The organism is Cupriavidus sp. FW305-F7 (assembly GCF_058782875.1).
The window spans coordinates 1-24,617 of the sequence record NZ_JBYSYC010000059.1; the positions used below are offsets into that span (position 1 = coordinate 1).

The following is a 24,617-nucleotide window of genomic DNA, read 5'->3' on the forward strand; positions in this document are numbered from 1 at the left end:
TTCGGTGACCGCTTCATCAACGCCCTACGCTGAGATCTATTTAACCGACCTCAGCACACAGAATTCCTGACACCTCCCACCGAAGTGGCCATCCGTGCGGGCGTGCTCAACCGCATGGTGGCGCTCGCTCGCCCGCAATCCGTCCGTATCGCCTGAGTTCAGCCTCACCGAGAAGCCCCTGTTTTCAATCTCGATTTATGCAACAACGCCTTATGCGCAGCATAATTGCGAATCTCGACACGTCGAAGTAGTCTACGTGCGATTCACTTTTGGCATGTAACCTTCTATGTAATTTATGGGAGCCGTGATGTCGATCAAGCATCTGTTGGTGGCCGCTTTCCTGCCAGTCTTTGCGTTGTCTGGATGCCAGTCCATGAAGAATGGACTTGCGGCGGACCAAGCCGCTCATGAGGAGGGCGCGAGCGCGCTCAATGAGGCGGAAGTTCGCTCCATCGCGCGCGAAGCCTACCTCTACGGCTACCCGGTCGTCGAAGCGTACAAGACCCTCTACGCCCAGGCAGTCGACCAGGGCGGTCCGAACTTCAAGGCGCCGTTCAACCAGGTAGGCAACACGGCCAACGTCTTCACGCCGAAAGACACCGCGATCATCACGCCGAATTCGGACACCCCATACTCATTCGTCTGGATGGACCTACGCGCAGAGCCGCTGGTATTGACGTTGCCGCCCATCGAGAACAAGCGTTACTACTCCGTCCAGTTGATCGATCTTTATACGCACAACTTCGCCTATCTTAGCACCCGCACCACTGGCGACCAGGGCGGCAACTACATGATTGCGGGACCTGACTGGAACGGTGAGAAGCCGGCCAGCGTGAAAGCCGTGATCCGTAGCGAGTCCAGCATTGCCTACGCTATATATCGCACGCAACTCTTCAATGCCAAGGATCTGCGCCGGGTGCGTGCCATCCAGAAGGGCTACAAGGTGAGGACACTGAGTGCGTTCCTCGGCAAGCCGGCACCGGCGGCAGCCGCCCCCATCGACTGGCCGAAGCCTGCTGCGGACGCGACGGATTCGCTGGCCTTCTTCCGCTACCTGAACTTCATGCTGCAGTTCGCGCCGACGATGCCGAGCGAGCAGGATGTGATGGCGCGATTCGCAAAGATCGGCGTGGGCCGCGGCTTGCCGTTCGACGAGCGCTCGCTATCGCCGGAGATACAGAAGACCCTGGCAGCCGGCATGGCTGATGGCAAGTCCCATTTCGTGGAATTCAAGAAGACGCAACTGGACACAAGGAAGCTCACCAGCGGTGACTTGTTTGGCACACGCGAGCACCTGAAGAACAACTACATGTACCGCTATGCAGCGGCGGCACTGGGGATATTCGGTAACTCGGCGGAAGAGGCGATTTATCCCGGCTACTTTCTGGACGCCGCAGGCAGGCCGCTAAATGCTGCCGCCACGCGTTATACGCTGCATTTCGACAAGGACAAGCTGCCGCCGGCCAATGCGTTCTGGTCGCTGACGATGTATGACGGCAAGAGCAAACTGCTGGTGGCTAACCCTCTGAACCGTTATCTGATTAACTCTTCGATGCTCGGCCAGCTCAAACGCGATCGCGATGGCGGGCTGACCCTGTATGTGCAGAAGGACAGCCCAGGCAAGGATAAGGCGAGCAACTGGCTGCCGGCGCCTGACGGGCCATTCTATGCGATCTTGCGCGTGTACCTGCCGAAACAGGAGATGCTGTCTGGCCAATGGCGCCAGCCGCCCATGGTGGCGGCCGAGTAAGAATCCGGCACAGGCTGCATGGCGCCAGCGTGACTTTGAAATTCCGATACGAAGAGGGGAACTATGAAAAATGCAATGATTGCCAACGCCTTGATGGGCTTCGCACTCGCTGGCGTCGGCACTATCCATGGCCAGGCCTCCGCTGCCCAGGCGGCAGGTGGACCCGTGCCGGTCACGGTAGACAACTTCGTGCGGGCGGAGTCCGACATGTATATCGCCGGGGTGGCAAAGCAGGGCGGCGTGGGCAAGCTGCAGCACCGGCGCGAGCCCGCTTCGATCGATGAGCAGACCGTGATCCGCCTGAACCGTGACACGCTGTATTCCTCCGGCGTGTTCGATCTCAATGCCGGCCCCGTGACAATTGCCATGCCGGATCCGGGCAAGCGCTTCATGTCGCTGCAGGTCATCAGCGAGGACCACTACGTGCCCAATGTGTTCTACGGTGCCGGCACGCATACGCTGACGCGCGAGAACGTCGGTACGCGCTACGTGGTGGCGGCCATCCGCACGCTGGTGGATCCGAACGATCCGGATGACCTGAAGCGGGTCCATGCGCTGCAAGACGCCATCAAGGTCAGCCAGAAGGCGACGGGCAAGCTGGAGTTGCCCAACTGGGACCAGGCCAGCCAGAAGAAGGTGCGCGACGCGCTGCTGACGCTGTCGGCGACGACACCGGACTTCAAGAAGTCGTTCGGCAAGAAGGGCGAGGTCGATCTTGTGCGCCATCTAATGGGCACGGCGGCTGGCTGGGGCGGCAACCCGGACAAGGACGCCATCTACCTGAACATCACACCGGAAAAGAACGATGGCAAGACCGTGTACCGGGCGAACGTCAAAGATGTGCCCGTGGATGGATTCTGGTCGGTCAGCGTTTACAACGCCGAAGGTTACTTCCAGAAGAACCCGGCCAATGCCTACACCGTCAACAACATCACAGCGAAAAAGAACGGTGACGGGTCGATTCCAATCCAGTTCGGCGGGTGTAACGGACAGGTGTCCAACTGCCTGCCGATCGTGCCCGGGTGGAACTACACCGTGCGCCTGTATCGGCCGCACGCCGAGATTCTCCGTGGCGCATGGAGTTTTCCGCAGGCTCAGCCTGTCAATTAAGCAGAGCGTGTCAATTGTTGCAGTGGAAGATTCCGGGACGAAGGGGGCATTCCAGATCTGAGGAACGCCTCGGTGCTGTTTCGGGAGGGAGAGCCCCGTCTTGGTGATTCCTCACAATGCGGCGTTCGCACCGACTGTAAGCGTGGCGCCTCCCTTAACAAGGAGACACACCATGAGGCGAGCAAGTACCACCATCCTGGCCGTCGTTGCCGCAGGCGGCCTGATGGCGCCGCTGGCCGGACATGCCACAGAGGGCGCTTTGGGCCGACCAGTGGCGGGCACCAGCGTGTTTTCCAATGTCGCCGTAATCCCGGACCAGCCGGTATGGATTGCCAATCTCCAGCAGCTCTATATGGACGGATCGATCAGCCGCGGTCGCCAGGTGCCGATCGGTGGCCGTACCACGTTGGGCATTGACGCGAAGATCGCGTTTACGCTGGCTACACTCATGAAGGTGTGGGATACGGGCCCCGGCGCCTGGAATTTTGCCTCGAGCTTCACGCTGCCCTATGTCTGGACTTCGGTGCACGCCAACGCGGGCGTCACCGCCGGCGGTGCCAGTTTCTCGCGTGGCACCTCGGATCGGGCGTCGAATCTTTACGATATCTATTTCAGCCCGATCATCGCCGGCTTCCACTTCTCGCAGACCAGCCACATGGCCTTGAGCTTCAATGTCTGGGCCCCCACTGGGCAATACGACAAGAACGCCCTGGCCAATCCGAGCCTGAACACCTGGACTTTCGTGCCGCAGGTCGCATTCACGCACTCGATGCCGCAATACGGGCTGGAGTTTAACGCCGTGGCGGCGTTCCAGTTCTACACGCGCAACAGCGCCACTGATTACCAGAATGCGCCGCTGTTCACGCTTGACGTCATGGGGCTGAAGAAGTTTGGCGCCTGGGGGGCAGGGATCGTCATGGGCACGGTTCAGCAACTGGGCAACGACACCGGGCCCACGGCCGACCGCCTCAATGGCTTCCGCGGCCACGACTTCACGATCGGGCCGATTGTCACGTACGACACCAAGCTTGGCGGCAAGGCGCCGCTTTCTTTCAGCGTGCGCTGGGTACCAACGGTCACCAGCAAGAACCGGCTGGACAGCACTGCCACCGTCTTGGCTACAGCAACGCTCGTATTCTGACTTTCACGTGCGACATTCGGCGAACCCAACAGGCTTCGAATCCACGCTTTCCCTTTGATCGGCGTTGTTGCACAAATCGAGATTGAAAACAGGGGCTCCTCGGTGAGGCTGAACTCGGCGATACGGACGGATTGCGGGCGAGCGAGCGCGACCATGCGGTTGAGCACGCCCGCACGGATGGCCACTTCGGCGGCCTGCGACCCGATTTCGCGTGCCCACAGACTGTGTCCCGTCAGCGTCTTGAGGCGGTACATCAGGGTCTCGGCCAGCGAGCGCCGGTGATAGCCGCTGGCGGCCTTCCATTCGCCTCGACTTCTCTTCTCGATGACATCGATGGTCTCGTTACGCCAGGCTGCGCCCGGCGTACTTTCGGACCAAGGCTTCGCGCCATAGCGTGGTGGGATCGAGGGCTGTGCACCTCGCGCGGCAATTTCCGCGTGGCACGGCTTGCTGTCGTAAGCGCCGTCGCCTCCGATGGTATCGATCGGTGTATCAGCCGGGATCTGGTCGAGCAGGTCGGCCAACACTTCGCCATCGCCAACGTCCTGGTGGGTCATCAGTGCAGCACTGATTTGGCCCGTGTTCGCGTCCATGGCGAGATGGACCTTGCGCCAAGTCCGGCGCTTGGACCAACCGTGCTTGCGAACCTTCCACTCGCCTTCGCCGTAAAGCTTCAGCCCAGTGCTGTCGATCACCAGATGCAGCGGCTCGCCTGTACGCGAGGCGGGCAGCACGACGTTCAGATTCTGCGCGCGGCGGCTCAAGGTCGTGTAGTTCGGCACTGGCAACGTTGGGAAGGCCAGGGTGCGCAAGCTCTGCGCGAAGCCTTGCAGCGCGCGCAGCGGCAGGTGGAACACCTGCTTCAGACCGAGCAGACCCTGAATCAGCGCATCCGTATAGACAAACGGGTGGCCAGGTTTGGGTGACTGGGCTTTAGCCGGTGGCACGAGCAAGCTCTCTTCGACCACATCGTCACGTCTCCTCGGGCTATCAGCCCCTTGTTGTACTGCGCCCAGTTCTTGACGCGGTAGACCCTTTTGGGCTCGGTTTGCTGTCGGTTGTCCTTGCGCATCGTCCCGGAAAAAATCCAAGACACTACGCCGCTTCGTCAGAAGTTAACAGAGGCAGCTTTCCAGCCGTCGCGCGTAAACGTCAGCCCAACCCACCCCGGATTTATGCAACAACGCGTTTTCCTCGAATGTGTCGAGTTGGCCTTGCCAGTTTCGGAGGGGAACGTTATAGACCAACGCATCCCGCTTTATCTTCAATCGACACCACTCGGATGGGGGGGGCGGGTGCAGAGCGCTATCTAGACGGCCGTTCCCTCAGCGCAAAAGAGTAATGGCGAAGTGGAAGGTTGTAGCGGTGGGCCGCGGGTGAAGACTCATCAGAAATGGGGACGGGAAAGAAGGAACAGAAGGGCGCATTACCGCTGAATTTCTAACATAACGCCCGTACACCGAAATTTTGCTGGTTGCTGGGGTGGTATGTTTGATTGGGAGAGAAGGGCAGGGTGCGAGCGCCGCCGGCACCTCAGTCGGCCGTCGACGCGCAAGCGTTCGACTCGTTAGAAGAGTCGAAATGCGCAGCGGCATACACGGCATTGCACGCCCAGATTTCTTCCCCGTCCTTGTAGAAAGTGACCCATTTGCCGTCGCTGACGCAGTGGGCGCCAGGGAAGACTTCGGCATGGCGGCCGGCGGCCAACTCCCGCATATGAGGCCGGATGTATAGCTGCAATCTCCACCTTCGAGCCATCGATCTTGAAGCCCTGGCAATCTCGGGGGCGTCCATGTATGTATAAGGAGATGGGTTCGGCTGGGTCATGGTGCAACTCCCAGCACCGCGGCGGCGATTCTTCGCACAGTAGCGGCGCATAGACGTCGACCGCCAGAAGCCGGTCAATGGATCGTAGCAACCTGGGGCATTCCCCTACTTGCCCCGCTGTGGATGGCTGCTGTTTCCACTGGTTGATGAACTGGTGCTTGCCCGTCTCGCAGCTCTGACTCACGTTAACGTCGACCGACTAGTGGCGATCCAAACACCAGCAGCGTGGGTGTCTGACCGACGCGGCCTTTCATTCTGCTTCGAGTGCCTCGCTCTGAATCCCCTCGATGTCTTTTCGTCTCGCTCACAGGCGGCCATAGGTAGGTCGTCTGCCGAATGGTCGTAACTGGCCGATAGTCGACGATTTGCGACCGGAGTGTTCCGATCGGACTATGCGCTAGGTAGGTGATTGCTCTGGCACGGCGGCGCCTGAATTCCCGAAGGAGAACCTGTGCGGCCAAACGTTTTTTGGCCTGATTAACCGGCCCGTCACGCTTCAAGAATCTCAAGACCGTTCTCGGCACACCATTGTCTCAGCGCTCTTTCGACAGAGTCGGCTTCAAACGTATACCAGACCTCGAGAACGCCCTCGCGCCGCAGCAAATCCTTGAAGCGCGAGTAAGCCCCTTGCCGTTGGAAAAATCCTTCGACCTGGTCGTAACACGCAGGCAGCTCTTGTGCGACAAAGCGTAAGGCGAGAGTTCTTCCAAGATCGAGATCGTTCTTATGTGGTATCGCAAGGTATCGGTCGGAAGTTTCAAGGTCGTCAGGAATATCCTCGTCGAACGCGTCATTGGACTCAGAGGTCCAATAGACTCTGCCAGTATCGAGCGAGACATACGCGTTGTGCTCCATCGGCGCCGCGTAGCTAACGAAGTCGAAGGCCATAGAAAGATCCTCGTGTTTGACTGCGACCATGGCTCTACTCCCATAGGTTGTCGCGTGTGAGTTGTTCGGGCTCGGAGATATTCGACGACCGCGGTTAAACGACTCAATGTGACGCAATCCAGCTGCGAACATTTGGCCCTTAGCCTTTACCCAATGGCAACGCTTCATAGTACCGCAGCGCGCCTCGCAGCTCTGCGCGACCCATGGTCACCGCGTCCGCTAGTTCGCTTTGGGCTACCTTATGCGCCGACTCATGTCGCCCGCCTCTCGGTTCGAAGTGGCGGAGAACGGCGTACTGACCTACGGCTTGTACCGGCCGGCTACTGCCGTGACCCCCAAGCCAGGTGCCCAGGTCATCGCCGCGGCGACCGGGGCGAGGCGGGCGGAAGCGCGGTCCGGCCATGCGGGCTGCCGCCATGCCTGACGGCAGCGATCAGCAGCGGTGCGGGCGTCTCGAAGAGTACGAGATGGCCATGCCACACTGACCGACGGCAATTGCGGTCGCGCATGCCCTCTAAATCCTTTGCCTTGGCCAGCGAGCGACCCCGGGAGCACCGTCGCGCACCATTCCGGACAGGCTTTAGGCCGGGCTTTTCATAATGATGGGCTCGCCAAGACCCGATGAGATCACCGCCACGGCGCATCGTTTGCCCGAACGCGAGAAAGGCCGCTGCCGTTCTACCTCTGGACACGCGAGTGCGTCGCGAGTCTGATTAGGCGCGAATACGGCGTCACGCTTTCGCCGACGACGGCCTGGCGCTACCTCAAGGCGTGGGGCGATGCTTGGCTCCTGCAACCTCGAATCCTCCATCCATGGCCCGATCAGCGTTTCGCCGTCAAACACCCGAGGTAGGAGCCCGGTGCCCGAATTGGGCGTGCCGGGATCTGTGCGGGGGGTGCTCAGTAATGGGCATTCCTACCGCGTAATGGGTGTCCGATGAAACGGGGCAACCCCAGTCGACGATGGATCACGCATATTTTTCTTATTTCTCCTTCTGAAAAATTTCATGTCAGCTTGCGTGACGGTTGCGGCTAGATTGGGCGCAAAGTGCGTACGGTACACAATGTTTGCGGCCGGCTTCCCTTTGGAACTGTGGTCCAGGCTTCGTAGGAAACAGGAACTTGTCGAGCCCTGTGCCGGGATCCGCCTGAGCAACATCAGCCACCAACTTATCAGGCTTACTTCATCCAGGCGCCAGCGTTCACCGGTTCGTTAGCCAGAAATTTCCGTGTTCATGAACGATTGTGCCAATGGGGTCTGCAGGTCCGCGGGGGTAACCGGCAAACGGCCGCTGGGAGGATGGGGGATGAACCGTTGGCTTATACATTTGTTCCGTCATTTCGGAGCATGGCTGCTCGCCAGTCTGACGCTGATCGCCTTTAACGCGTATGCGCAAGCTGCGTCGGACCAGCCGGCTCCCTTCAAGCCTGAAGAACTCGAGGCACTGGTCGCGCCCATCGCCCTCTACCCCGATTCGGTGCTGTCCCAGGTCCTGATGGCCTCCACGTATCCGCTCGAGATCGTGCAGGCTGCACGCTGGGTCAAGGCCAATCCGAAAGTGAAAGGCGATGCCGCCCTGAAGGCGGTCGAGAGCCAGCCCTGGGATGTCAGCGTGAAGTCGCTAGTGGCGTTTCCCCAGGCGCTTGAGCCGATGAACGACAAGCTCGACTGGACGCAAAAGCTGGGCGATGCCTTCCTCGCCCAGGAGAAGGATGTGCTGGCGGCGGTGCAGCGGCTGCGGTCGCGAGCGCAGCAATCGGGGAACCTCAAGTCGAACGAGCAACAGAACGTGATCGTGGAGTCGCCTCCGGCTCCGGTCCAGGGGCAGCCCAGCCAGACTGTTGTGCGGATTGAGCCCGCGAACCCGGAGGTCATTTACGTGCCGGCCTACAATCCGACCGTTGTCTACGGCGCCTGGAGCTCTCCCGCCTATCCACCTTACTACTGGCCACCATATCCTGCCTACTATCCGGGTGCAGCGCTGGCCACTGGCTTTGCATGGGGCGTCGGCTTGGCCGCTGCCGGGGCCATCTTCGGCAACTGCAACTGGGGTGGCGGCGACGTGAACATCAACGTCAACAAGGCTGCCAATATCGACCGGAACTTTGACCGCACCAAGGTGCAGGGGGGTGGACGATGGCAGCACGATGCCTCGCATCGGAAAGGCGTGGCGTACCGGGATAACGCTTCGCGTGAGAAGTTTGGTGGCAGGAGTTCGGCCGGTTCCGACAGGCGCAATGATTACCGTGGTCGCGATGGCGGTCGGGGCAGCTCGGACCGGGCGTCTGCGGCCGATCGCGGAGGGCGTGGGGGGGCGGATCGGAGGTCTGCGGCCGATCGCGGAGGGCGTGGGGGGGCGGACCGGGCGTCTGTGGCCGATCGCGGAGGGCGCGGCGACCGCAGTGGTGCCGGAGACCGCGGCGGCGTGTCGAATCGTGCCGGGAGCGGGCGTGGCGGCGGCGCGGGCGGCGGTCGGGAGAACGCGTTCCAGGGCGTAGGCGGGGGTGGCGCCGCGGCCCAACGTGACTTTGACCGGGGCCGATCCAGCATGCAGTCTTCTGGACACCGCCAAAGCGGTGCGGCCAGAGGAGGCGGCGGTGGTCACGGCGGCGGCGGATTCGCAGGCGGAGGCGGCGGCCGTGGCGGAGGCGGTGGTGGTGGGCGTGGTGGCGGTAGGCGCTAATCTTGGGGGATGCGATCATGGACTCGATACAACGACTTCCTCGGTCCCGGTCTTGCGCCTGGGGCAGCGCCATCGCCATGGTGCTGGCGCTATTGACCTTGGGGATCGCCCCAGCTCATGCGCAGAAAAACTTCAGCTCGCCCGAGGCTGCTATGAACGCATTTGGCGAGGCGGTTGCCACCAGCGACGACGATGCGATGAAGTCCCTGCTTGGTGCCAATTATCACGAACTGATCCCTCCGGTTGGCGCAGAGATTCGCTACCGCTTCCTTGAGGCCTGGAGCCAATCGCATGCCATTCGCCCCGAAGGGGGCAACAGCGCTCGGATTGCGGCCGGCAATGACGGCTGGACCTTGCCGATTCCACTGGTGAAAACGGCCAAGGGATGGCATTTCGATACCCGCGCCGGCGTTGCCGAAATGCAGTTGCGCCGCATCGGCAGCAACGAACTGGCGGTGATGCAGACCTTGCTGGCCGTTTGCGATGCGCAGAATGAGTTCGCGCAGATGGCCCAGAAGACGCAGGGTATGTCGGTGTACGCGGCGAAGCTCGTCAGCTCGCCCGGCAAGCACGACGGCCTGTACTGGCCAACCAAGCCCGGCGAGGCGCAAAGCCCGCTGGGACCAGCATTCCTTGAGGCCGGCATGCGTAGCAGGGGCCAGGGAGGCTACTACGGTTATCGCTACAAGCTGCTTACCTCGCAGGGAAGCCATGCTCCGGGTGGCAAGTATGACTATCTCGTGAATGGCAAGCTCTTCGGTGGATTTGCGGTGATCGCGTGGCCGGTTCGCTACGGCGACACCGGCATCAAGAGCTTCATGGTCAGCCACGATGGGCGAGTCTTTGAGCGTGATCTTGGACCGGATAGCGCAGCCAAGGCCGTGGCGATCCGGTCATTCGACCCGGGGCCGGGCTGGACCGAGGTGACGCCGTGACACGCACGCTGCTTGCCTGCCTGCCGTCGAGCGATGATGTCGACGGCATTTTCCGATATTTGGCCTAAACCGAAGGTGAGTTATGTCTATTCTTTTGCTTGGGAACCTCGACGCCAAAACCACTGATGAGGAAATCGGCGCCTTCCTGGTGAAGTACGGATTCCCGGAATACACCAGCATCGAACACATGGAAGGCGACGGCACCAGGCCTGCCGTGCGGCTGACCTTCGATACCCTCGACAATGACACCCTGGACAAGCTACGGGGGCGTATTCACGATATGTTTTGGAAAAGTCACAAGATCACGGCCCTCGTAATGAGAGAGCGCTTCAACTGAAGCGAGGGGCGCATAGGACACTCTGAATGAGTGCAACGCAAGTCTGATCAGGGGATACACCATGAAACGCATGTCATTGCTGGCCGCTGCGGTGTTGGTAGCGGCTAGCGCTTCTGCGTGGGGGCAAACCGAAACCCGCGTGGATATCACGCAGTCACCCGGACAGGCGACAGCGACCGGCACGGCAAAGCTCACCGCCAAGATCGTCAAGATCGATGCGCCGACGCGAACGGTTTCGCTCAAATCCGCCGACGGCAAGACCACGGACCTAGTCGTGGGACCGGAGGCGAGGAATTTCGAACAGCTCAAGGTCGGCGATACCGTCACGATAGAGTACAAAGAAGCCCTGACCATGAGCCTCAAGAAGGATAAGGGGCCGCTCGCAATGCACGAGCGCGAGACCTCGGACCGTGCTGCGCCGGGAGCAAAGCCAGGTGGCACAGTCGGCCGGGAAGTGACCGTCACGGCGGACGTTGTAGCGGTCAATACCAGCGCCAAGACTGTGACCCTGAAGGGGCCGAAAGGGCGCACGGTGGACCTCGTGGTGGGGGATCCAGACCGTCTTAAGGGCATCAAGAAGGGCGATCGGGTCGAAGCAGTCTATACCGAGGCCGTTGCGGTGTCGGTGCAGCCGGCCGCGGGCAAGTAGCAGCACCGGAGCCGGGACGAGCCAAGCCCGTCGACCATGCGGGCTCCCATCCTGGCGTCCGCAGTCGGGGGCGCAGCCAATTCGGTATTTCGCCACGGCGAACCGCCCCCGGCCCCCCTTGGCTCTTCTGTCACAGAATTTCCAGCGGAGATCGACATGGATGCAGCAAAGCAACTGGTTCACGCGCGTGAAGTTGGCCTCAAGACCGGCATGGTGCTGCAAAGGCGCCTGAAGATTGCGCAGGAGGCCTATCGTGGACGCGTCCAGCAGGCTGTTGGGGATCCGAGCGCCGGCCCGCCCACGCCGATGGCCGGCATGGATCCGATGAGCGGCTATGCCTATGCCATCGACGGCATGCAGCGTGCCATTCTGTTCTGGGACACACTTAGGCAACGGGGCAACAACTTTGTCGAAAATGCCATGCAGGGGCTCAAGCCGGTCCTGCATTTTGGCTACGAGACCGTTTTGGACGGGCGCCAGTTCCAACGGCCCGTCAACTATGCCCTGTTGAAAATTACACCGCCCGATGGCGTGACGATCGACGATAGCCGCCGCCCTTATGTCATCATCGATCCCCGCGCTGGCCATGGCCCCGGCATCGGCGGTTTCAAGGACGACTCGCAGGTGGGCGTGGCGATGCGTGCCGGCCATCCGGTGTATTTCGTCATCTTCTTCCGCGACCCCGAGCCGGGGCAGACCCTGCTGGACGTGTGCGAGGCCGAGCAACAGTTCATCAGAAAAGTGCGCGCGCTGCATCCGCACAGCGCCAAACCAGCGATCGTCGGCAATTGCCAGGGGGGGTGGGCCGCGATGATGCTTGGGGCCTCGGACCCGGACGACGCCGGGCCGATCGTGATCAATGGTGCACCGATGTCGTACTGGAGTGGTGCCTGGAGCGAGGGCGAAGGCGACAACCCGATGCGCTATTCCGGCGGACTGCTGGGTGGGACCTGGTTGGCCTCGTACACGGCGGACCTCGGCAACGGCAAGTTCGATGGCGCTTGGCTGGTGCAGAATTTCGAGAACCTGAATCCGGCCAACAGTCTCTGGGACAAGTACTACAACCTGTACAAGAAGGCCGATACCGAACCGCCGCGCTTTCTGGAATTCGAGCGCTGGTGGGGCGGCTACTACCTGATGAACCGCGAGGAGATCGAATGGATCACGCGCAACCTGTTCGTCGGCAACAAGCTCTGGGACGGTGACGTCAAGAACGCCGGCGGCAAGGCGTTCGATCTACGCGAGATCCGCTCGCCTATCGTGCTGTTTGCCTCGATGGGCGACAATATTACCCCGCCACAGCAGGCATTCAATTGGGTGGTGGATATCTATGGCAGTACCGAGGAGATCAAGGCTCGCGGCCAGGTGATCGTCGGCATGTTGCACCGCAGCGTCGGCCATCTCGGCATCTTCGTCTCCGGCACGGTCGCGAAGAAGGAGCACGCGCAGATCGTCTCGGTGCTCAAGAGCATCGAATTGCTGCCGCCGGGGCTCTACGGCATGGTCATCCATGAGCGCAAGGGCAGCGCTGGCGTGGACTATGAGGTCGAGTTTGAGGAGCACTCGCTCGAGGAGATCGCCAGCAGGCTTAACCGCTTTGATCGCGTCGACGAGAAGCCGTTCGAGACGGTCGCCAACCTGTCGGACTTCACGCAGCGCGCCTACGAGCTTTTTGCGCAGCCTTACGTCCAAGCGGTGTCCAATGAGATGACAGCGCGGGTGCTGCGCGAATTCCATCCGCTGCGCATGCAGAACTGGCTATTTTCGGACCTGAATCCGTGGATGGCATGGTTGAAGCCCGCCGCCGAGGCGATCAAAGCCAACCGGCAAGCGCTGGAACCGGACCATCCGCTGCGGCAGCAGGAACAGGCGGGGGCGGAAATGCTCAGCGCGGGATTGGACGCCTACCGGGCCGTGCGCGATGCCATGACTGAGTACACATTCTTCAACGTGTACGCCAACCTGTTCCCGTTCCTGTCAGGGAGCGAGCCTCCCGCCCGCGCGGGCACATCGGCCGCTACCGCCCCGCAGGAACTGCCGGAAGTCAAGACGGCGCTGGCCGCAGTTGGGCGTGGCGGATACGCCGAGGCCATCGCCCGGCTCGCCTGCCTGCTGAGCCGAAAGGGCGAACCACTGCCGCTGTCCAGGCTAGAGTTGCGCAAGGAACTGGTGACGGACTATGCGGATCTGCTGCCGGAGCTGGCGCCCGACGCCTGGCGCAGGATCCGCGGTCAGCAGGAACTGATCGCGCGGTACGCGCCCGAGCAGGCGCTTCAGACCCTGCCGGTACTGCTCAGGCATCAGGCCGACCGGCAGCGGCTGCAGGCGTTGGCGGAGAAGCTGCGTACGGATGAGCGCCTGCTTGGCGCCACGCCCACGCCCGAGCAGGCGGCAATGCTTGAGCAGATCCGCACGCTACTTAGCGCCAAGCCGGGACGCGTGGGCGGCACGGCCGTCCCACTCAAGCGCGCGTCCTAGCGCGCCGTGGGTCGCCTGCATCGCCGGCGACCGATACCAATGACCCTGATGCAGGAGCGAGCCGTGAACGCCAAGCATGAGAAATACCAACGTCTGATCGATTACTGCAAGACGATGCCGCCCACGCCTACCGCAGTGGTGCATCCGTGCGATCAGTCCTCGCTCGAAGGCGCGGTGGAGGCCGCACGGCTGGGCCTGATCGCGCCAATCCTGGTCGGGCCACGCTCGCGCATCGAGGACGCTGCGCGCGCAGCCGGTCTAGACATCCGCGAATACCCGATCGTCGATGCCGATCATAGCCATGCGGCAGCGGCGGCGGCCGTGCAGCTAGTGCGCGAAGGCAAGGCCGAGGCCCTGATGAAGGGCAGCTTGCATACCGACGAGCTGATGGGAGCCGTGGTCAAGGGCGACAGCGGCTTGCGCACCGCCCGGCGCGTCAGTCACTGCTTCGTGATGGACGTGCCAGGGCACGAGGACGCCCTGATCATCACCGACGCCGCCGTCAATATTGCCCCGACGCTGGCCGAGAAGGCTGACATCCTGCAGAACGCGATCGACCTGGCCCACGCATTACGGGTCGAGGAGGTGCGCGTGGCGATCCTGTCGGCGATGGAGACGGTCAACCCGAAGGTGCCATCGACGATCGATGCCGCCGCGCTGTGCAAGATGGTCGACCGCCACCAGATCACCGGCGCGGTGGTCGACGGGCCGCTTGCCCTGGACAATGCGATCAACTTGGATGCGGCGCGGATCAAGAAGATCGATTCGCCCGTGGCGGGGCGTGCCAATGTCTTGCTGGTGCCGGACCTGGAGGCCGGCAATATGCTCGCCAAGAGCCTGACCTTCCTGGCCGGCGCCGACGCCGCGGGCATCGTGCTGGGCGCGCGGGTGCCGATCATCCTGACCAGCCGCGCCGACTCCGTCACGACCCGGCTGGCGTCGTGCGCGGTGGCCGTGCTGGTGGCCAGGGCACGCCGCGAGTCCGGCCAGGTTGCGGGGTGATGCCATGGCCGCACTGATTCTGGTCCTGAATGCGGGTTCGTCGAGCATCAAGTACTGTGCGTACGACACCCATGACGATGCACTAAGACTTGTCTTGCGCGGCAGCATCGACGGGCTCTACACGGCGCCGGCATTCCGCGCGACTGATGCATCGGGGGCCGAGATCGAGACCAAGCGGTGGGACGCCGGCACCGATCTCGGCCACGAGGGGGCCATCGCCTTCCTGGCGGACTTCCTGCGCGGCCATGGGGAAGGGCATACGCTGAGCGCAGTGGGGCACCGGGTTGTGCACGGGGGAGTACGCTTCACCCAGCCGGCAAGGGTGACGGAGGCACTGCTGGCAGAACTGGACACGCTTTGCCCGCTCGCGCCTCTGCACCAGCCCCACAACATCAAACCGATCCGCATCCTTGCCGAACGGCGCCCTGAGTTGCCGCAGGTCGCCTGCTTCGATACCGCCTTCCACCGGGCGCAGCTCGAAGTGGCACAGGCATTCGCATTGCCCGCGGCGATTACGGCGCGAGGCGTCAGGCGCTACGGGTTCCACGGGCTGTCGTACGAGTACATCGCGGGGGTCCTTCCGAGCGTCGATGCCGGCGCAGCAGCAGGACGCACGGTCGTGGCCCACCTCGGTAACGGCAGCAGCATGTGCGCGCTGGTGGCGGGGCGCAGCGTCGCCAGCACCATGGGCTTTACCGCGGTGGATGGCCTGCCGATGGGAACGCGCTGCGGCAGCCTCGATCCGGGCGTGATTCTGTACTTGATGAGCGAACTCGGCATGGATGCTCGGGCCATCGAGGACCTGATTTACCGCAAGTCGGGCCTGCTCGGCGTCTCTGGCGTGTCGAGCGATATGCGCGCGCTGCTTGCGAGCGACGATCCGCAAGCCCGCTTTGCTATCGAGTTGTACACCTACCGCGTCGCCCGCGAGCTTGGCTCGCTGGCTGCCGCCGCGCAGGGGCTGGATGCGCTGGTCTTCACTGCAGGCGTCGGCGAGCATGCCGCGCCGATCCGCGAGCGTGTATGCGAGCTGGCGGCATGGCTTGGCGTGAGCGTGGATCCCGCCGCCAATGCCAGCGACGGACCGCGTATCAGCTTGGCCTCGAGCCGTATCCCTGTTTGGGTCATCCCGACCAACGAGGAACTGATGATTGCCAGACATACCAGGGACGCCCTTGCAATGCCTACACGATGACCGCCGTTATAGCCCATCAAGGCAGCGGCTTGGTCTTGACGGCTCACTGGCAAAAATGAATCCGGGAGAGAGTTCCATGACTGCAGCGCCGCAACAACCGATCCTCAACAACGCCCGCGCACTCATCTGCGGGATCGCGAACGAACACTCCATTGCTTATGGGTGCGCCAAAGCCTTCCGCGAACTGGGAGCAGAGGTCGCGATTACCTATGCCAGCGAAAAGGCGCGCCAGTTTGTCGAGCCGGTGGCGCAGGAGCTTGACGCTTCCATCTTTCTGCCCCTGGATGTCACGAACCCAGCGGAAATGGACGCGTTGTTTGGGCGAATCAGCGAGCAGTGGGGAAGACTCGACATTCTGGTGCATTCGATCGCCTGGGCGCCGAAAGACGCTTTGCATGGAGGCCTGCTCAATTGTTCGGCCGAAGGCTTTGCCAAGGCCATGGATGTGTCCTGCCACTCCTTCGTACGCATGGCGCGGCTGGCGGCGCCCCTGATGAGCGATGGTGGCACCATGTTCACCATGAGCTACCACGGCGCCAACAAGGTGGTGCCGAACTACAACGTCATGGGTCCGGTAAAGGCCGCCCTGGAAGCCGTGTCACGGTACCTCGCGTACGAGTTGGGCCCGCGCGGCATCCGCGTGCATGCGATCTCGCCAGGGCCACTGCAGACGCGCGCTGCATCCGGACTAAAGGGCTTCGATCTGATGCTCGCTGACGCCGTGGAACGCGCTCCACTTGGCGAGTTGGTCGACATCATGGATGTCGGATACACCTGCGCCTTCCTGGCTACGACCTACGCCAGGCGGCTATCGGGCGAAACGCTGTATGTGGATGGCGGCGTCAATATCATGGCATGACGCCAGCAAGTAGCCCGTTGACTTGGCGGGAGGCAAAAAGGCGGCGTTCGATGCCTGTGACGCCTGCCTTAGGCGGCCGCCATCGATTCAACGAACTCGCTTTCTTTCCTTACAACAACGTTGCCATGCAAGACAAGTCTGAAGCGACAAACTTTGTGCCGTTCAATGTATCCCTGTGCAATGAACGAGAAGTGCTAGTGCGGGAGATTACCGGAGATGACAAGGCCGGCCTGTTGGCGGCGTTCAACAAGCTTTCGGCAGATGCGCGTTACGCGAGATTCATGGCTGCCATGCAGCAGTTGCCGGAGGCGATGCTCGAACAAGCGACGCATCCCTCGGTTGAGCGCGAGTTCGCACTGGTGGCAATTGCCACGGAAAACAATGTGTCGTCTATTGTGGGTGGTGCGCGTTACGCCGCAGCACCGGGCAGCGATACCTGCGAGTTTGCGGTAACGGTAGACGATGACTGGCATAGGCTTGGCTTGGCCCGCCGACTGCTGGGCACTCTGATCGACATCGCTCGGAGCCGCGGCTTTCGATGCATGGAAGGATATGTCTTATCGTCGAACACCGGCATGCGGCGACTGGCCAAACGTTTTGGATTCTCCGACTTAGCATGTCCAGACGATGCCACGCTACGCGTGGTGACCCTTGCGCTGCAAGACAGTGAGCGAAAACGCTAGGTGCAGATAGGTGCAGGCGTCTTGCTGCAATGTCCTTCATTTGATCTGATCCAGCAAAAATCTGTGCCACGCGTCCGGCGGCTTATCCGGGTCGGTGACATAGCGGGCGCCAAGCATGGTCGGGCCAGAGCGTCGAATGGCATGATCACGAGCGGTTCATCGGGCGTCGTTCGGCTGCATGTTCACCAGAAGCCAAGTACCTTCCACCAAACACTCCCGATCACGGCGAGGATCAGCAGGTCCACCACGCACATCAAAAGACCGACGCGCCACCAGGTTCCCATCGTCTTCTTCACGCCGCGGGAGATCAGGATGGCCACCACGTCATCCTGAAGGTCATGCCGATCGGGGTTATGGCGATGATGGCCATCGTGGTCCTCTCGTTCGCAACGATTGTTGTCAGAAAGATGGCTCGTTGTCGCAGGTGACCTCGATCTCGTCCAAGGGGGCGGTCGCCGATGCGCTGACCGCCTTCGACAGTCCGCTAATCTGGTTGCCCTCTGGCACAGGCAGCAGCAGGGGGATCAGCACGACCGTCGTGATCAGGGCGGGGCCCAGTCGTGGACGATCGCTTGGAATTCGCGCGATTGCACTGGCGATCCCGCAGTGGATGGCATCATTGCAGAGTCTGCCCCGGCTTCACACCGACGCCAGCGGTGATCACGATGATGTCCGCGTCCTGCGCGTTCTCGTAATCACCGGCATAGAAGCGTGTCCCCTGAATGCAAACAGGGCCGGGCCGCCCACCCGCCGACCAGAGGAACGCGACCGACACCACTCCAAACGGGCATGGTTCCCTAACGTCTTCCACCGCCACCTCGTCCGCCGCCAAAGCCACCGCCGAAGCCGCCAGCGCGGCCGGAGCCTGAACGCAGGCTCGCGCTTCCGCAATTGACGTCACGCTGCACGGCGCTGCCGCCACTGCCCACGCCCTGGAAGCCATTGTCCCGGCCCCCCGTAGCATCGCGCCCGCGAAAGTTGTTGCGGCCCGCCGCATCGGCCATGCTCCTGCCGTACCTCTCCCGTGTTGAATTGTCGCGATAGGCAACACCCTGGCGGTGCCGCGCGTCGTGCTGCCAGCGGCCTCCCTCGAACTTGCTGGCGTAGGCAATGGCCCCGCCCAGGCCGATGCCCCATGCGATGCCTCCGACGAAGGCATCGCCGGGGTAGTAGGGCGCGTAGGGCGGCCAGTAGTAGTACGGGTAGCCCGCATAGCCCCAGCCGCCGTAGACGATTGCCGGGTCATACACCGGCACATAGATCACCTGGGGATCCGCCGGCTCGATGCCCACGATGGTCTGCTGCGCGGCTTCGCCGGAGGTTGCTGTTTCCACGGTCACGGTCTGCTGCGGCCCCGACTTGAGGTGACTGGCTTGCTGGGCGCGCACACGCAGGCATTGCACGGCATTGAACACCTCCTTCTGCTGGGCCAGGAATGCATCCCCCAGTTTCTGGGTCCAGTCCAGCTTGTCGCCCGTTGGCGCAAGGATCTGCGGAAACGCCACTAGCGATTTCACGCTGACGTCCCAGGACTCGTTCTGCACAGCCTTGACTGCGTCGTCACCCTTGAGGTTCGGATGGGCCGTGCTCCAGCGCGCGGCGAGGGCGACTTCCAGTGGGTAGGTGGAGGCCATCAACACCTGTGACAGCAGCGGATCGGGATAGAGCGCGATCCGGTTACCACGGCATTTTTGATCAGGATGTCGATGTTGCCGATGTCGCCGAGGCGAAGCGGGCGGCCTATGTCATTCGCAGCCTGGGCGTGACGATGGGGGCAAGAGCGGATCAAAACCGAAACACCGCTCCGAGCATGGGACCCTTAAAGGTGAGCCGTTGTATCAGCTCGCCTCCCTTCACTTCATAGGTCAGGTAGCGGTAGGATAAGTGGATATCGCCCCACTTTGCCGCATACGCCGCCCCGGCGGACGCTTGCAGCGTGTAGCTGGAAGACCCGATCCCGACGTCGACGTAATACGGCACGTACCACCTGCCATTGCTGCTCAGGTTGAAGCGACCGCGCACACCGAAGATCGCGTCCACGAGGTTTTCCGTTTGCGAGACACTGCCTTGCTGCGCCAGCGTCGCGCCCTGCTGCGTGAACGTTGCGGATAGCGTCCAATGCGCGCTCGCACTCAGGTTCAGATAGCGCAGGCCTCCGAACGGCTCAATATTGCCCCATGGCGCGCGTAACGCCTTGTAGCCTGCGGCAAGCTGGAGCATCCCCCCAGTCATGCTGCTGCCCACATCGGTCGCTACGTCGCGGGGCACGATGATGCGGGCGCCATTGCCCGCCGTCACCGATTTGAGTGTGGTGTCCTGGCGATTGAAGTCGAGGTAGATCGCATCCCCGAAGATCGACCAGTTGCCCTTTCTGGCCTCAGCCTGCAGCATCAGCAGGAACTGTAGGTTCTGGAGATAGCTGTCCGGCCCCGTGCCGATGTCGAGATTGCCGCCGCCGGTCGATGACGATCCGGAAAAGCGAAAGTCTCCACTGACGTTGGGCAGCCAAAGGTATGGCGCAATGGCAAATTGCCAGCTATCGCTATCGGTCGGCCCAGGCAGATCGGGTGGCGCAGCCTGCGCCGATCCAGCTGCCGCCGCGAGGAAAAAGGTGATTAGATACCCGGTCGCGCCGGTCGCAAAGCGTTGACACCTGCCTTCGCCTGCGCTGAGCCGACCTGCGGTTTGAGCTGTTTCCATGGCTATGTTCCCCCAATCATCCATTGCGCAATGCATGTGCCGGCGAGAGAATGACAACGCAGAGTTGCGACGATAACCTTTTCGTGCGCTAGTTTTGGGGCTTGCCGGCTCCCAGTGCTGCCCGTTTTTTGTCGCTGACGGCCTTGATCTGTGCAACGAAAGATCGGAGTTGAAAGTATCAAGGCTTTGTACTAGTCGGATGGAAGGGTGTTCCCCTTCGTTGGTTGTGATGCGGCTTCGACACGCCATCATGGCACTTCCGAACCAGCTGGCGGCTTGCGCCGCGACCTCGGGACGGGGAAGTCCCCTCCATTCGATGACGCCTTGCCGGTCTCCCCGCGCATTCAGAACCTGTGCCGGACGCCTAAGGCGACGCCGAACATGTTGCTCTGCCCGTTGCCGAGGACATAGCTGTTACCTAGCGACAGGCTGTTGGCATAGAAGGTCGCGAGCGACTCGAGCATCAACCCGGCGTTCTTAGCATAGGCCGTGGTCAGGTAGACATCGGTGCGCTTGGACAGTGAGTAGTCGGCCACGAAGGAGATCTGCCACGGGTTGGCCACACTCGTGTTGCCGTAAAGGTTCTTGAGGTCGTCGTAGTTGTACTCGAGCGTGAGCGCGAGCGCCGGCGTGACCTGGTAGTTGGCCCCGATCCAGTAGAAGTCATCGCGCTGGATCAGGACATCGGCCGCGTTCTTGTTCTGGCCCCAGCGGTAGCCTCCCATGATCTTGGCGGGGCCGAACGCATAGCTGGCGCCTACCACGGCCTTCTTGATGGTGCCGGTGCCGGTGCCGATTGTGGGATTCCACTGGTCATAGCCGGCCGTCGCGGCGAACGGGCCGAACGTGTAAGCCAGTGCCCCGCCATAGGCGGTGTCTCGCCGGAACTGCCCCGGGACTTCGCCATTGCCGCCGATCGGGATGGGGAACCCTACCGAGGCGGGCAGGGCCACCCCGGCGCCGAAGGACCAGTGCGCGAGGGCCGTCAGCCCCCCGAACTTCCCGGTGTACTTGATGGTGTTGTCCTCGCGGTAGTTGGGGCCGGACTGCATGACGACCGGCTCATACTGCGTGGCATAGGCGGTTGGAGAGAAGTTGGCCAGGGCCTCGAACATCGAGGTGTACTGCCGACCGAGGCTGACCTGCCCGAAGCGGTCGCTCTGGACGCCCACGAAAGCCTGGCGGCCGAACAGGCGGCCGCTTTGCTGCGACAGGCCGGTATCGAGGCCAAAGCCGCTTTCCAGCACGAAGATAGCTTTGATGCCGCTGCCCAGGTCCTCGTTGCCGCGCAGGCCCCAGCGCGAGCCGGAAAGTCCGCCGGAAGTCAGTCGGTAGGCATCGTTGCCCGGTCCCGGGTTGAATCCGTTGGCGGCCGTCGGCACGACGCCCGCGTGGTTGACATATTCCAAGTTGGCGTCGATCACGCCGTACAGCGTGACGCTTGACTGCGCAAGGGTTGCCATCGGCCATCCCAGCAGAGTCGCCATGGCCATCCTTTTCAGTGACATGGTGTTCTCCTCTCTTTCTCCTTTTTTTTGCTTTGGGTGGTCCAGCCACAACTTCATTCTTTGCATGACTGACCTTGCAACATGCTGCCGGGCAGCCTGTTCGAGCTTAGGAGCGAAGCCCGTTTCCCGCCAGCAACCGATGACCGGAAACCGCGGGAAACACGCAGTGGTGTCGGCTATTTAAGACAGTCGACGCCAAGAGCCGGCTGCCACTGCCTTCGAACTTCCCCCATGCGCCTGAACAACTTCGAGCGCGACGACCGACAGCGACTTCACCGGCTGGAGAACCGAATCCGGGAAGAGGGGCTGCCGTGCTTGGCTTTTGGGGAACAGAAGACGACCGATGCGTCCCGGAATGCGTGGAACGAGTCGTGCTCACGGAGCTGCTGCGGCCTGCTTCGGAGGCCGTACCCAGGGGGTAAGCTGTGATTTCGGTGGCGGCCGGACGTCTTCTCCGACCGGTTCAGCGTTTTCGACGGGGAACTGCGTCGGCTTGGGGATCCTGAGGCAACTCTTCCCCGTGGCTGCTGGCGTCAGCGACCTCCGGCGTTGCATCGTCGCCGGGAATCGACGCTGCCGGTTCGACATGGGACGGAAGTTTTTCGAGACGCCCTTTGACCAGCAGAGCGTCTCGGGGTCTGCAGAGTCAAGATGATACGGACTGCATAAGCTCGTCGTCCTCGTCTAGTCCATTAGATGCCACTCAGATCGAAGCGCAACATCGGTACAAATTATTGGACGTACATCGTCCAGCGACTAGAAAAAGTGATGTGTTTGACTTCGTCCTTGCTATTTGCATCATGGCTGGTGGTCGGATGCAACACCCGCCAATTCCGCCCGGCAAGCCGGTCGGCATTCTCACAGCATTGGCGCAAGTGGCCGACGATCTGTGTACGTTAGAAAGAACCTTGCGGGACGAAATCAGCAAGGAGGCGCGGCCATCGATTCGATCGCCATTGAGCTCAATCTCTCCGTTGACGGTGCAAGGAATCCGCAGGTCGCCGTTGCACCCGACATTCCGTTCATGCCGACCGTGAGCTATGGACATATCATCATCACCACCACCAATGGCAGCAGGCTTACGCATTCAATGAAGAATCTCAGTTCCATGACAGGCGCATTGCCCGCTTGATGCGATTGGGCAGAACTTACCCGGACCGGGATGCATCCCTGGTCTTTGACGCCGACGAAATTCGGGGAGCATACGTGCTTGCCAAGAAGGCACGCCCGAAGACACCGGTCACACTCAATCAGATGATTCGGCTGGTCGCTTCCTTGGATGGATTCCTTGGGCGCAAGAGCGATGGCGAGCCTGGCGCTAAGACGATCTGGATCGGCATGCAGCGAACCATGGACGCCGCGCTCACCATTCAAGCACTGCGGGAAGAGTCATGTTCTGTATAAGGAAATGGGCTAAGCGGCGGCGGCATGAAGGAACAGGTCACGAAGCAGATTTTCGACAAGATTCTCGCCCAAGGCAAATCGATGTTGTGAGCATGAGTGTCTGTGCCTCATTGCTTCTGTCTGTCGCGCGGGCGTGGGGGTCGCCAAATCGGGAAGGTTAGACGGTGGCCTACCTCGTCGCTTTGATCAACGTCAAGTCTAGGGTCTAGGTGGGGGCGGCCTTGACGGGGCAACGCGCAGCGGTTGTTGAGGGGCCTGGCTTAAGAAAGCCCTAAGAATTCGGCGGCATCATAGCAATCAAGGAGTTGCCATGATGATAGCGCCAAGATCCATAGCCTTTCTTCGATCCATCGCCGCTGCGATGGGATTGCTTAGTACTGCCATCAGCAGGAGTGCGCGGCCTGCCACGTGCCCTACCCACCCGGGATGCTGCCATCTCGTTCCTGGCTGCGTTTGATGAATAGCCTGCCGCACCGCTATGGCACGGATGCCTTGCTTGAGGCTGCAACAGTAAAGGGGCTTGCGGGATGGCTCACTGAAAGCGCTGGCATCTACAGGGCCGCTCGCGAAATGCCACCAGAAGACCCTATCACCCATACTGGCTGGTTTATCCGAAAGCACGATGAGATCCCTTCATCGATCCGGCTTCGCCCGGTGGTGAAGACTGCGGCCAACTGTACCGCATGCCTCGCGCGCGCTGATCAAGGAGACTTCAATGAGCACTACGTCCGCATCCGCCGTTAATCCCGACACAGCTGGGCAGGGAATCCGCAGGATCCTCGTCTGGGACGCTCCAGTCCGCGTTTTCCACTGGCTCATGGTGCTCAGTTTTGCCGGGGCTTACCTTACCGCTGAGAGTGAGCGCTGGCGGGTAGTGCATGTAACGCTGGGCTACACCATGGCAGGCTTGGTGGTCTTTCGCCTTCTGTGGGGGCTCTTTGGCTCCCGGCATGCCCGCTTCGCAAACTTCGTCCGCGGCCCCAGGCAGGTGAAGGCCTATCTCCGAGGACTGCTGTGCGGGGCGCCCGAGCACTATGCGGGCCATAACCCGGCCGGTGCGCTTGCCATCATAGCGCTGCTGGGGCTAGGGCTCGTCGTCACCGCTTCGGGCTGGTTAACCTATAACGATATGGTCGGCCACTGGGTCGAAGACATTCACGAAGCGGCAGCCAATTTCATGCTGGGGATTGTCGGCGTTCACGTCGCCGGCGTGTTGATTGCCAGTTGGTTGCATCGCGAAAACCAGGTGGGTGCCATGGTGACGGGGCGCAAGCCCGGTAGGCCGGATGACGGCATTCGCAGGGCCTGGCGCAGCGTCGCCGTCCTGATGCTCCTGACGGTGCTGACGTTCTGGTGGTTGCAGTGGAACGGCGTTCAGCCCGGCGCTGGCTTCTCCTTCTCCGAGCGCTCCGCGGTCCCGGCGAGGGGCGCCGATCACGATAACGATTAAGCGCTATCCCATGAGAG

21 protein-coding genes and 5 pseudogenes are annotated in these 24,617 nt (G+C 61.7%); 19 read left to right on the forward strand and 7 right to left on the reverse strand.

Translation table 11 applies throughout. The features are described 5' to 3' along the window. Positions 1–307: 307 nt before the first annotated feature. From AC3WL8_RS34965 to AC3WL8_RS34975, 3 genes are all read left to right on the forward strand, one after another. Positions 308–1,750 (forward strand): DUF1254 domain-containing protein, encoded by a 1,443-nt coding sequence (locus AC3WL8_RS34965; protein ID WP_492379820.1) that lies wholly within the window; start codon positions 308–310, stop codon positions 1,748–1,750. A gap of 75 nt (positions 1,751–1,825) precedes the next feature. Then, the gene (locus AC3WL8_RS34970; RefSeq protein ID WP_153955609.1) at positions 1,826–2,860 is read left to right on the forward strand and encodes a DUF1254 domain-containing protein; all 1,035 of its coding nucleotides are present in this window, start codon (positions 1,826–1,828) and stop codon (positions 2,858–2,860) included. 172 nt (positions 2,861–3,032) lie between these two features. Next, positions 3,033–4,001 (forward strand): SphA family protein, encoded by a 969-nt coding sequence (locus tag AC3WL8_RS34975; RefSeq protein WP_492379840.1) that lies wholly within the window; start codon positions 3,033–3,035, stop codon positions 3,999–4,001. A gap of 116 nt (positions 4,002–4,117) precedes the next feature. On the opposite strand, the pseudogene AC3WL8_RS34980 reads toward AC3WL8_RS34975, so the two are convergent. The 3 genes and pseudogenes from AC3WL8_RS34980 to AC3WL8_RS34990 all read right to left on the reverse strand — a co-directional run. Then, positions 4,118–5,073: pseudogene (locus tag AC3WL8_RS34980) on the reverse strand (IS5 family transposase); the annotation flags it as partial. A gap of 461 nt (positions 5,074–5,534) precedes the next feature. Further along, complete coding sequence (locus AC3WL8_RS34985; protein ID WP_492379821.1) at positions 5,535–5,828, reverse strand: hypothetical protein; 294 nt, start codon at positions 5,826–5,828, stop codon at positions 5,535–5,537. Positions 5,829–6,317: 489 nt separating this feature from the next. Then, the gene (locus tag AC3WL8_RS34990; RefSeq protein ID WP_153955607.1) at positions 6,318–6,746 is read right to left on the reverse strand and encodes a hypothetical protein; all 429 of its coding nucleotides are present in this window, start codon (positions 6,744–6,746) and stop codon (positions 6,318–6,320) included. A gap of 640 nt (positions 6,747–7,386) precedes the next feature. On the opposite strand from AC3WL8_RS34990, the gene AC3WL8_RS34995 reads away from it, so the two are divergent. The 10 genes from AC3WL8_RS34995 to AC3WL8_RS35040 all read left to right on the forward strand — a co-directional run bounded on the left by AC3WL8_RS34995 (position 7,387) and on the right by AC3WL8_RS35040 (position 17,538). Then, positions 7,387–7,569 (forward strand): winged helix-turn-helix domain-containing protein, encoded by a 183-nt coding sequence (locus tag AC3WL8_RS34995; protein ID WP_492379841.1) that lies wholly within the window; start codon positions 7,387–7,389, stop codon positions 7,567–7,569. A 454-nt stretch (positions 7,570–8,023) separates the two neighbouring features. Continuing rightward, positions 8,024–9,400 carry a DUF3300 domain-containing protein gene (locus tag AC3WL8_RS35000; protein ID WP_492379822.1) on the forward strand — a complete coding sequence of 459 codons (1,377 nt, stop codon included), beginning with the start codon at positions 8,024–8,026 and terminating at the stop codon, positions 9,398–9,400. 17 nt (positions 9,401–9,417) lie between these two features. Continuing rightward, positions 9,418–10,335 carry a DUF2950 domain-containing protein gene (locus AC3WL8_RS35005; RefSeq protein WP_492379823.1) on the forward strand — a complete coding sequence of 306 codons (918 nt, stop codon included), beginning with the start codon at positions 9,418–9,420 and terminating at the stop codon, positions 10,333–10,335. Positions 10,336–10,417: 82 nt separating this feature from the next. After that, positions 10,418–10,672: an RNA-binding protein gene (locus tag AC3WL8_RS35010; protein ID WP_153955604.1), complete on the forward strand. Its 255-nt coding sequence runs from the start codon at positions 10,418–10,420 to the stop codon at positions 10,670–10,672. Positions 10,673–10,733: 61 nt separating this feature from the next. Then, entirely contained in the window at positions 10,734–11,321 is a 588-nt protein-coding gene (locus AC3WL8_RS35015; RefSeq protein ID WP_013959533.1) for a DUF1344 domain-containing protein, read from the forward strand. A gap of 156 nt (positions 11,322–11,477) precedes the next feature. Beyond that, positions 11,478–13,799 carry a DUF3141 domain-containing protein gene (locus AC3WL8_RS35020; protein ID WP_492379824.1) on the forward strand — a complete coding sequence of 774 codons (2,322 nt, stop codon included), beginning with the start codon at positions 11,478–11,480 and terminating at the stop codon, positions 13,797–13,799. A 39-nt stretch (positions 13,800–13,838) separates the two neighbouring features. Beyond that, a complete protein-coding gene (locus AC3WL8_RS35025) occupies positions 13,839–14,801 on the forward strand; it encodes a phosphate acetyltransferase (protein WP_193351107.1) in 963 nt (320 codons plus the stop codon). A gap of 4 nt (positions 14,802–14,805) precedes the next feature. After that, a complete protein-coding gene (locus AC3WL8_RS35030; protein WP_013959530.1) occupies positions 14,806–15,996 on the forward strand; it encodes an acetate/propionate family kinase in 1,191 nt (396 codons plus the stop codon). A 76-nt stretch (positions 15,997–16,072) separates the two neighbouring features. Further along, positions 16,073–16,855: an enoyl-ACP reductase FabI gene (gene fabI, locus AC3WL8_RS35035; RefSeq protein WP_492379825.1), complete on the forward strand. Its 783-nt coding sequence runs from the start codon at positions 16,073–16,075 to the stop codon at positions 16,853–16,855. 125 nt (positions 16,856–16,980) lie between these two features. Next, on the forward strand, positions 16,981–17,538 hold the full coding sequence (locus AC3WL8_RS35040; RefSeq protein WP_492379842.1) for a GNAT family N-acetyltransferase: 558 nt from the start codon (positions 16,981–16,983) through the stop codon (positions 17,536–17,538). Between the two features lie 182 nt (positions 17,539–17,720). On the opposite strand, the gene AC3WL8_RS35045 is transcribed toward AC3WL8_RS35040, so the two are convergent. Next, a complete protein-coding gene (locus AC3WL8_RS35045; RefSeq protein ID WP_153955601.1) occupies positions 17,721–17,858 on the reverse strand; it encodes an anion permease in 138 nt (45 codons plus the stop codon). 3 nt (positions 17,859–17,861) lie between these two features. On the opposite strand from AC3WL8_RS35045, the pseudogene AC3WL8_RS35050 reads away from it, so the two are divergent. Beyond that, positions 17,862–18,133 (forward strand): annotated as a pseudogene (locus AC3WL8_RS35050) (hypothetical protein); the annotation flags it as partial. A gap of 202 nt (positions 18,134–18,335) precedes the next feature. Here AC3WL8_RS35050 and AC3WL8_RS35055 read toward each other — a convergent pair. The 3 genes from AC3WL8_RS35055 to AC3WL8_RS35065 form a co-directional block, all read right to left on the reverse strand. Continuing rightward, positions 18,336–19,172, reverse strand: coding sequence for a DUF3300 domain-containing protein (locus AC3WL8_RS35055; protein ID WP_492379826.1), 837 nt, complete (start codon positions 19,170–19,172; stop codon positions 18,336–18,338). 151 nt (positions 19,173–19,323) lie between these two features. Next, a complete protein-coding gene (locus tag AC3WL8_RS35060; protein WP_492379827.1) occupies positions 19,324–20,238 on the reverse strand; it encodes a hypothetical protein in 915 nt (304 codons plus the stop codon). Between the two features lie 344 nt (positions 20,239–20,582). Further along, positions 20,583–21,746 carry a porin gene (locus tag AC3WL8_RS35065; protein ID WP_492379828.1) on the reverse strand — a complete coding sequence of 388 codons (1,164 nt, stop codon included), beginning with the start codon at positions 21,744–21,746 and terminating at the stop codon, positions 20,583–20,585. Positions 21,747–22,635: 889 nt separating this feature from the next. On the opposite strand from AC3WL8_RS35065, the gene AC3WL8_RS35070 reads away from it, so the two are divergent. The 5 genes and pseudogenes from AC3WL8_RS35070 to AC3WL8_RS35090 all read left to right on the forward strand — a co-directional run bounded on the left by AC3WL8_RS35070 (position 22,636) and on the right by AC3WL8_RS35090 (position 24,600). Continuing rightward, complete coding sequence (locus AC3WL8_RS35070) at positions 22,636–22,878, forward strand: hypothetical protein (RefSeq protein WP_492379829.1); 243 nt, start codon at positions 22,636–22,638, stop codon at positions 22,876–22,878. Then, positions 22,863–23,150, forward strand: a pseudogene (locus tag AC3WL8_RS35075) (IS4 family transposase); the annotation flags it as partial. The gene AC3WL8_RS35070 and the pseudogene AC3WL8_RS35075, both read left to right, overlap by 16 nt. After that, positions 23,151–23,240 (forward strand): annotated as a pseudogene (locus AC3WL8_RS35080) (DUF2501 domain-containing protein); the annotation flags it as partial. Between the two features lie 306 nt (positions 23,241–23,546). Continuing rightward, positions 23,547–23,894: pseudogene (locus AC3WL8_RS35085) on the forward strand (diheme cytochrome c); the annotation flags it as partial. Further along, positions 23,866–24,600, forward strand: coding sequence for a cytochrome b/b6 domain-containing protein (locus tag AC3WL8_RS35090; protein WP_492379830.1), 735 nt, complete (start codon positions 23,866–23,868; stop codon positions 24,598–24,600). The pseudogene AC3WL8_RS35085 and the gene AC3WL8_RS35090, both read left to right, overlap by 29 nt. The last annotated feature ends 17 nt before the right edge of the window (positions 24,601–24,617 follow it).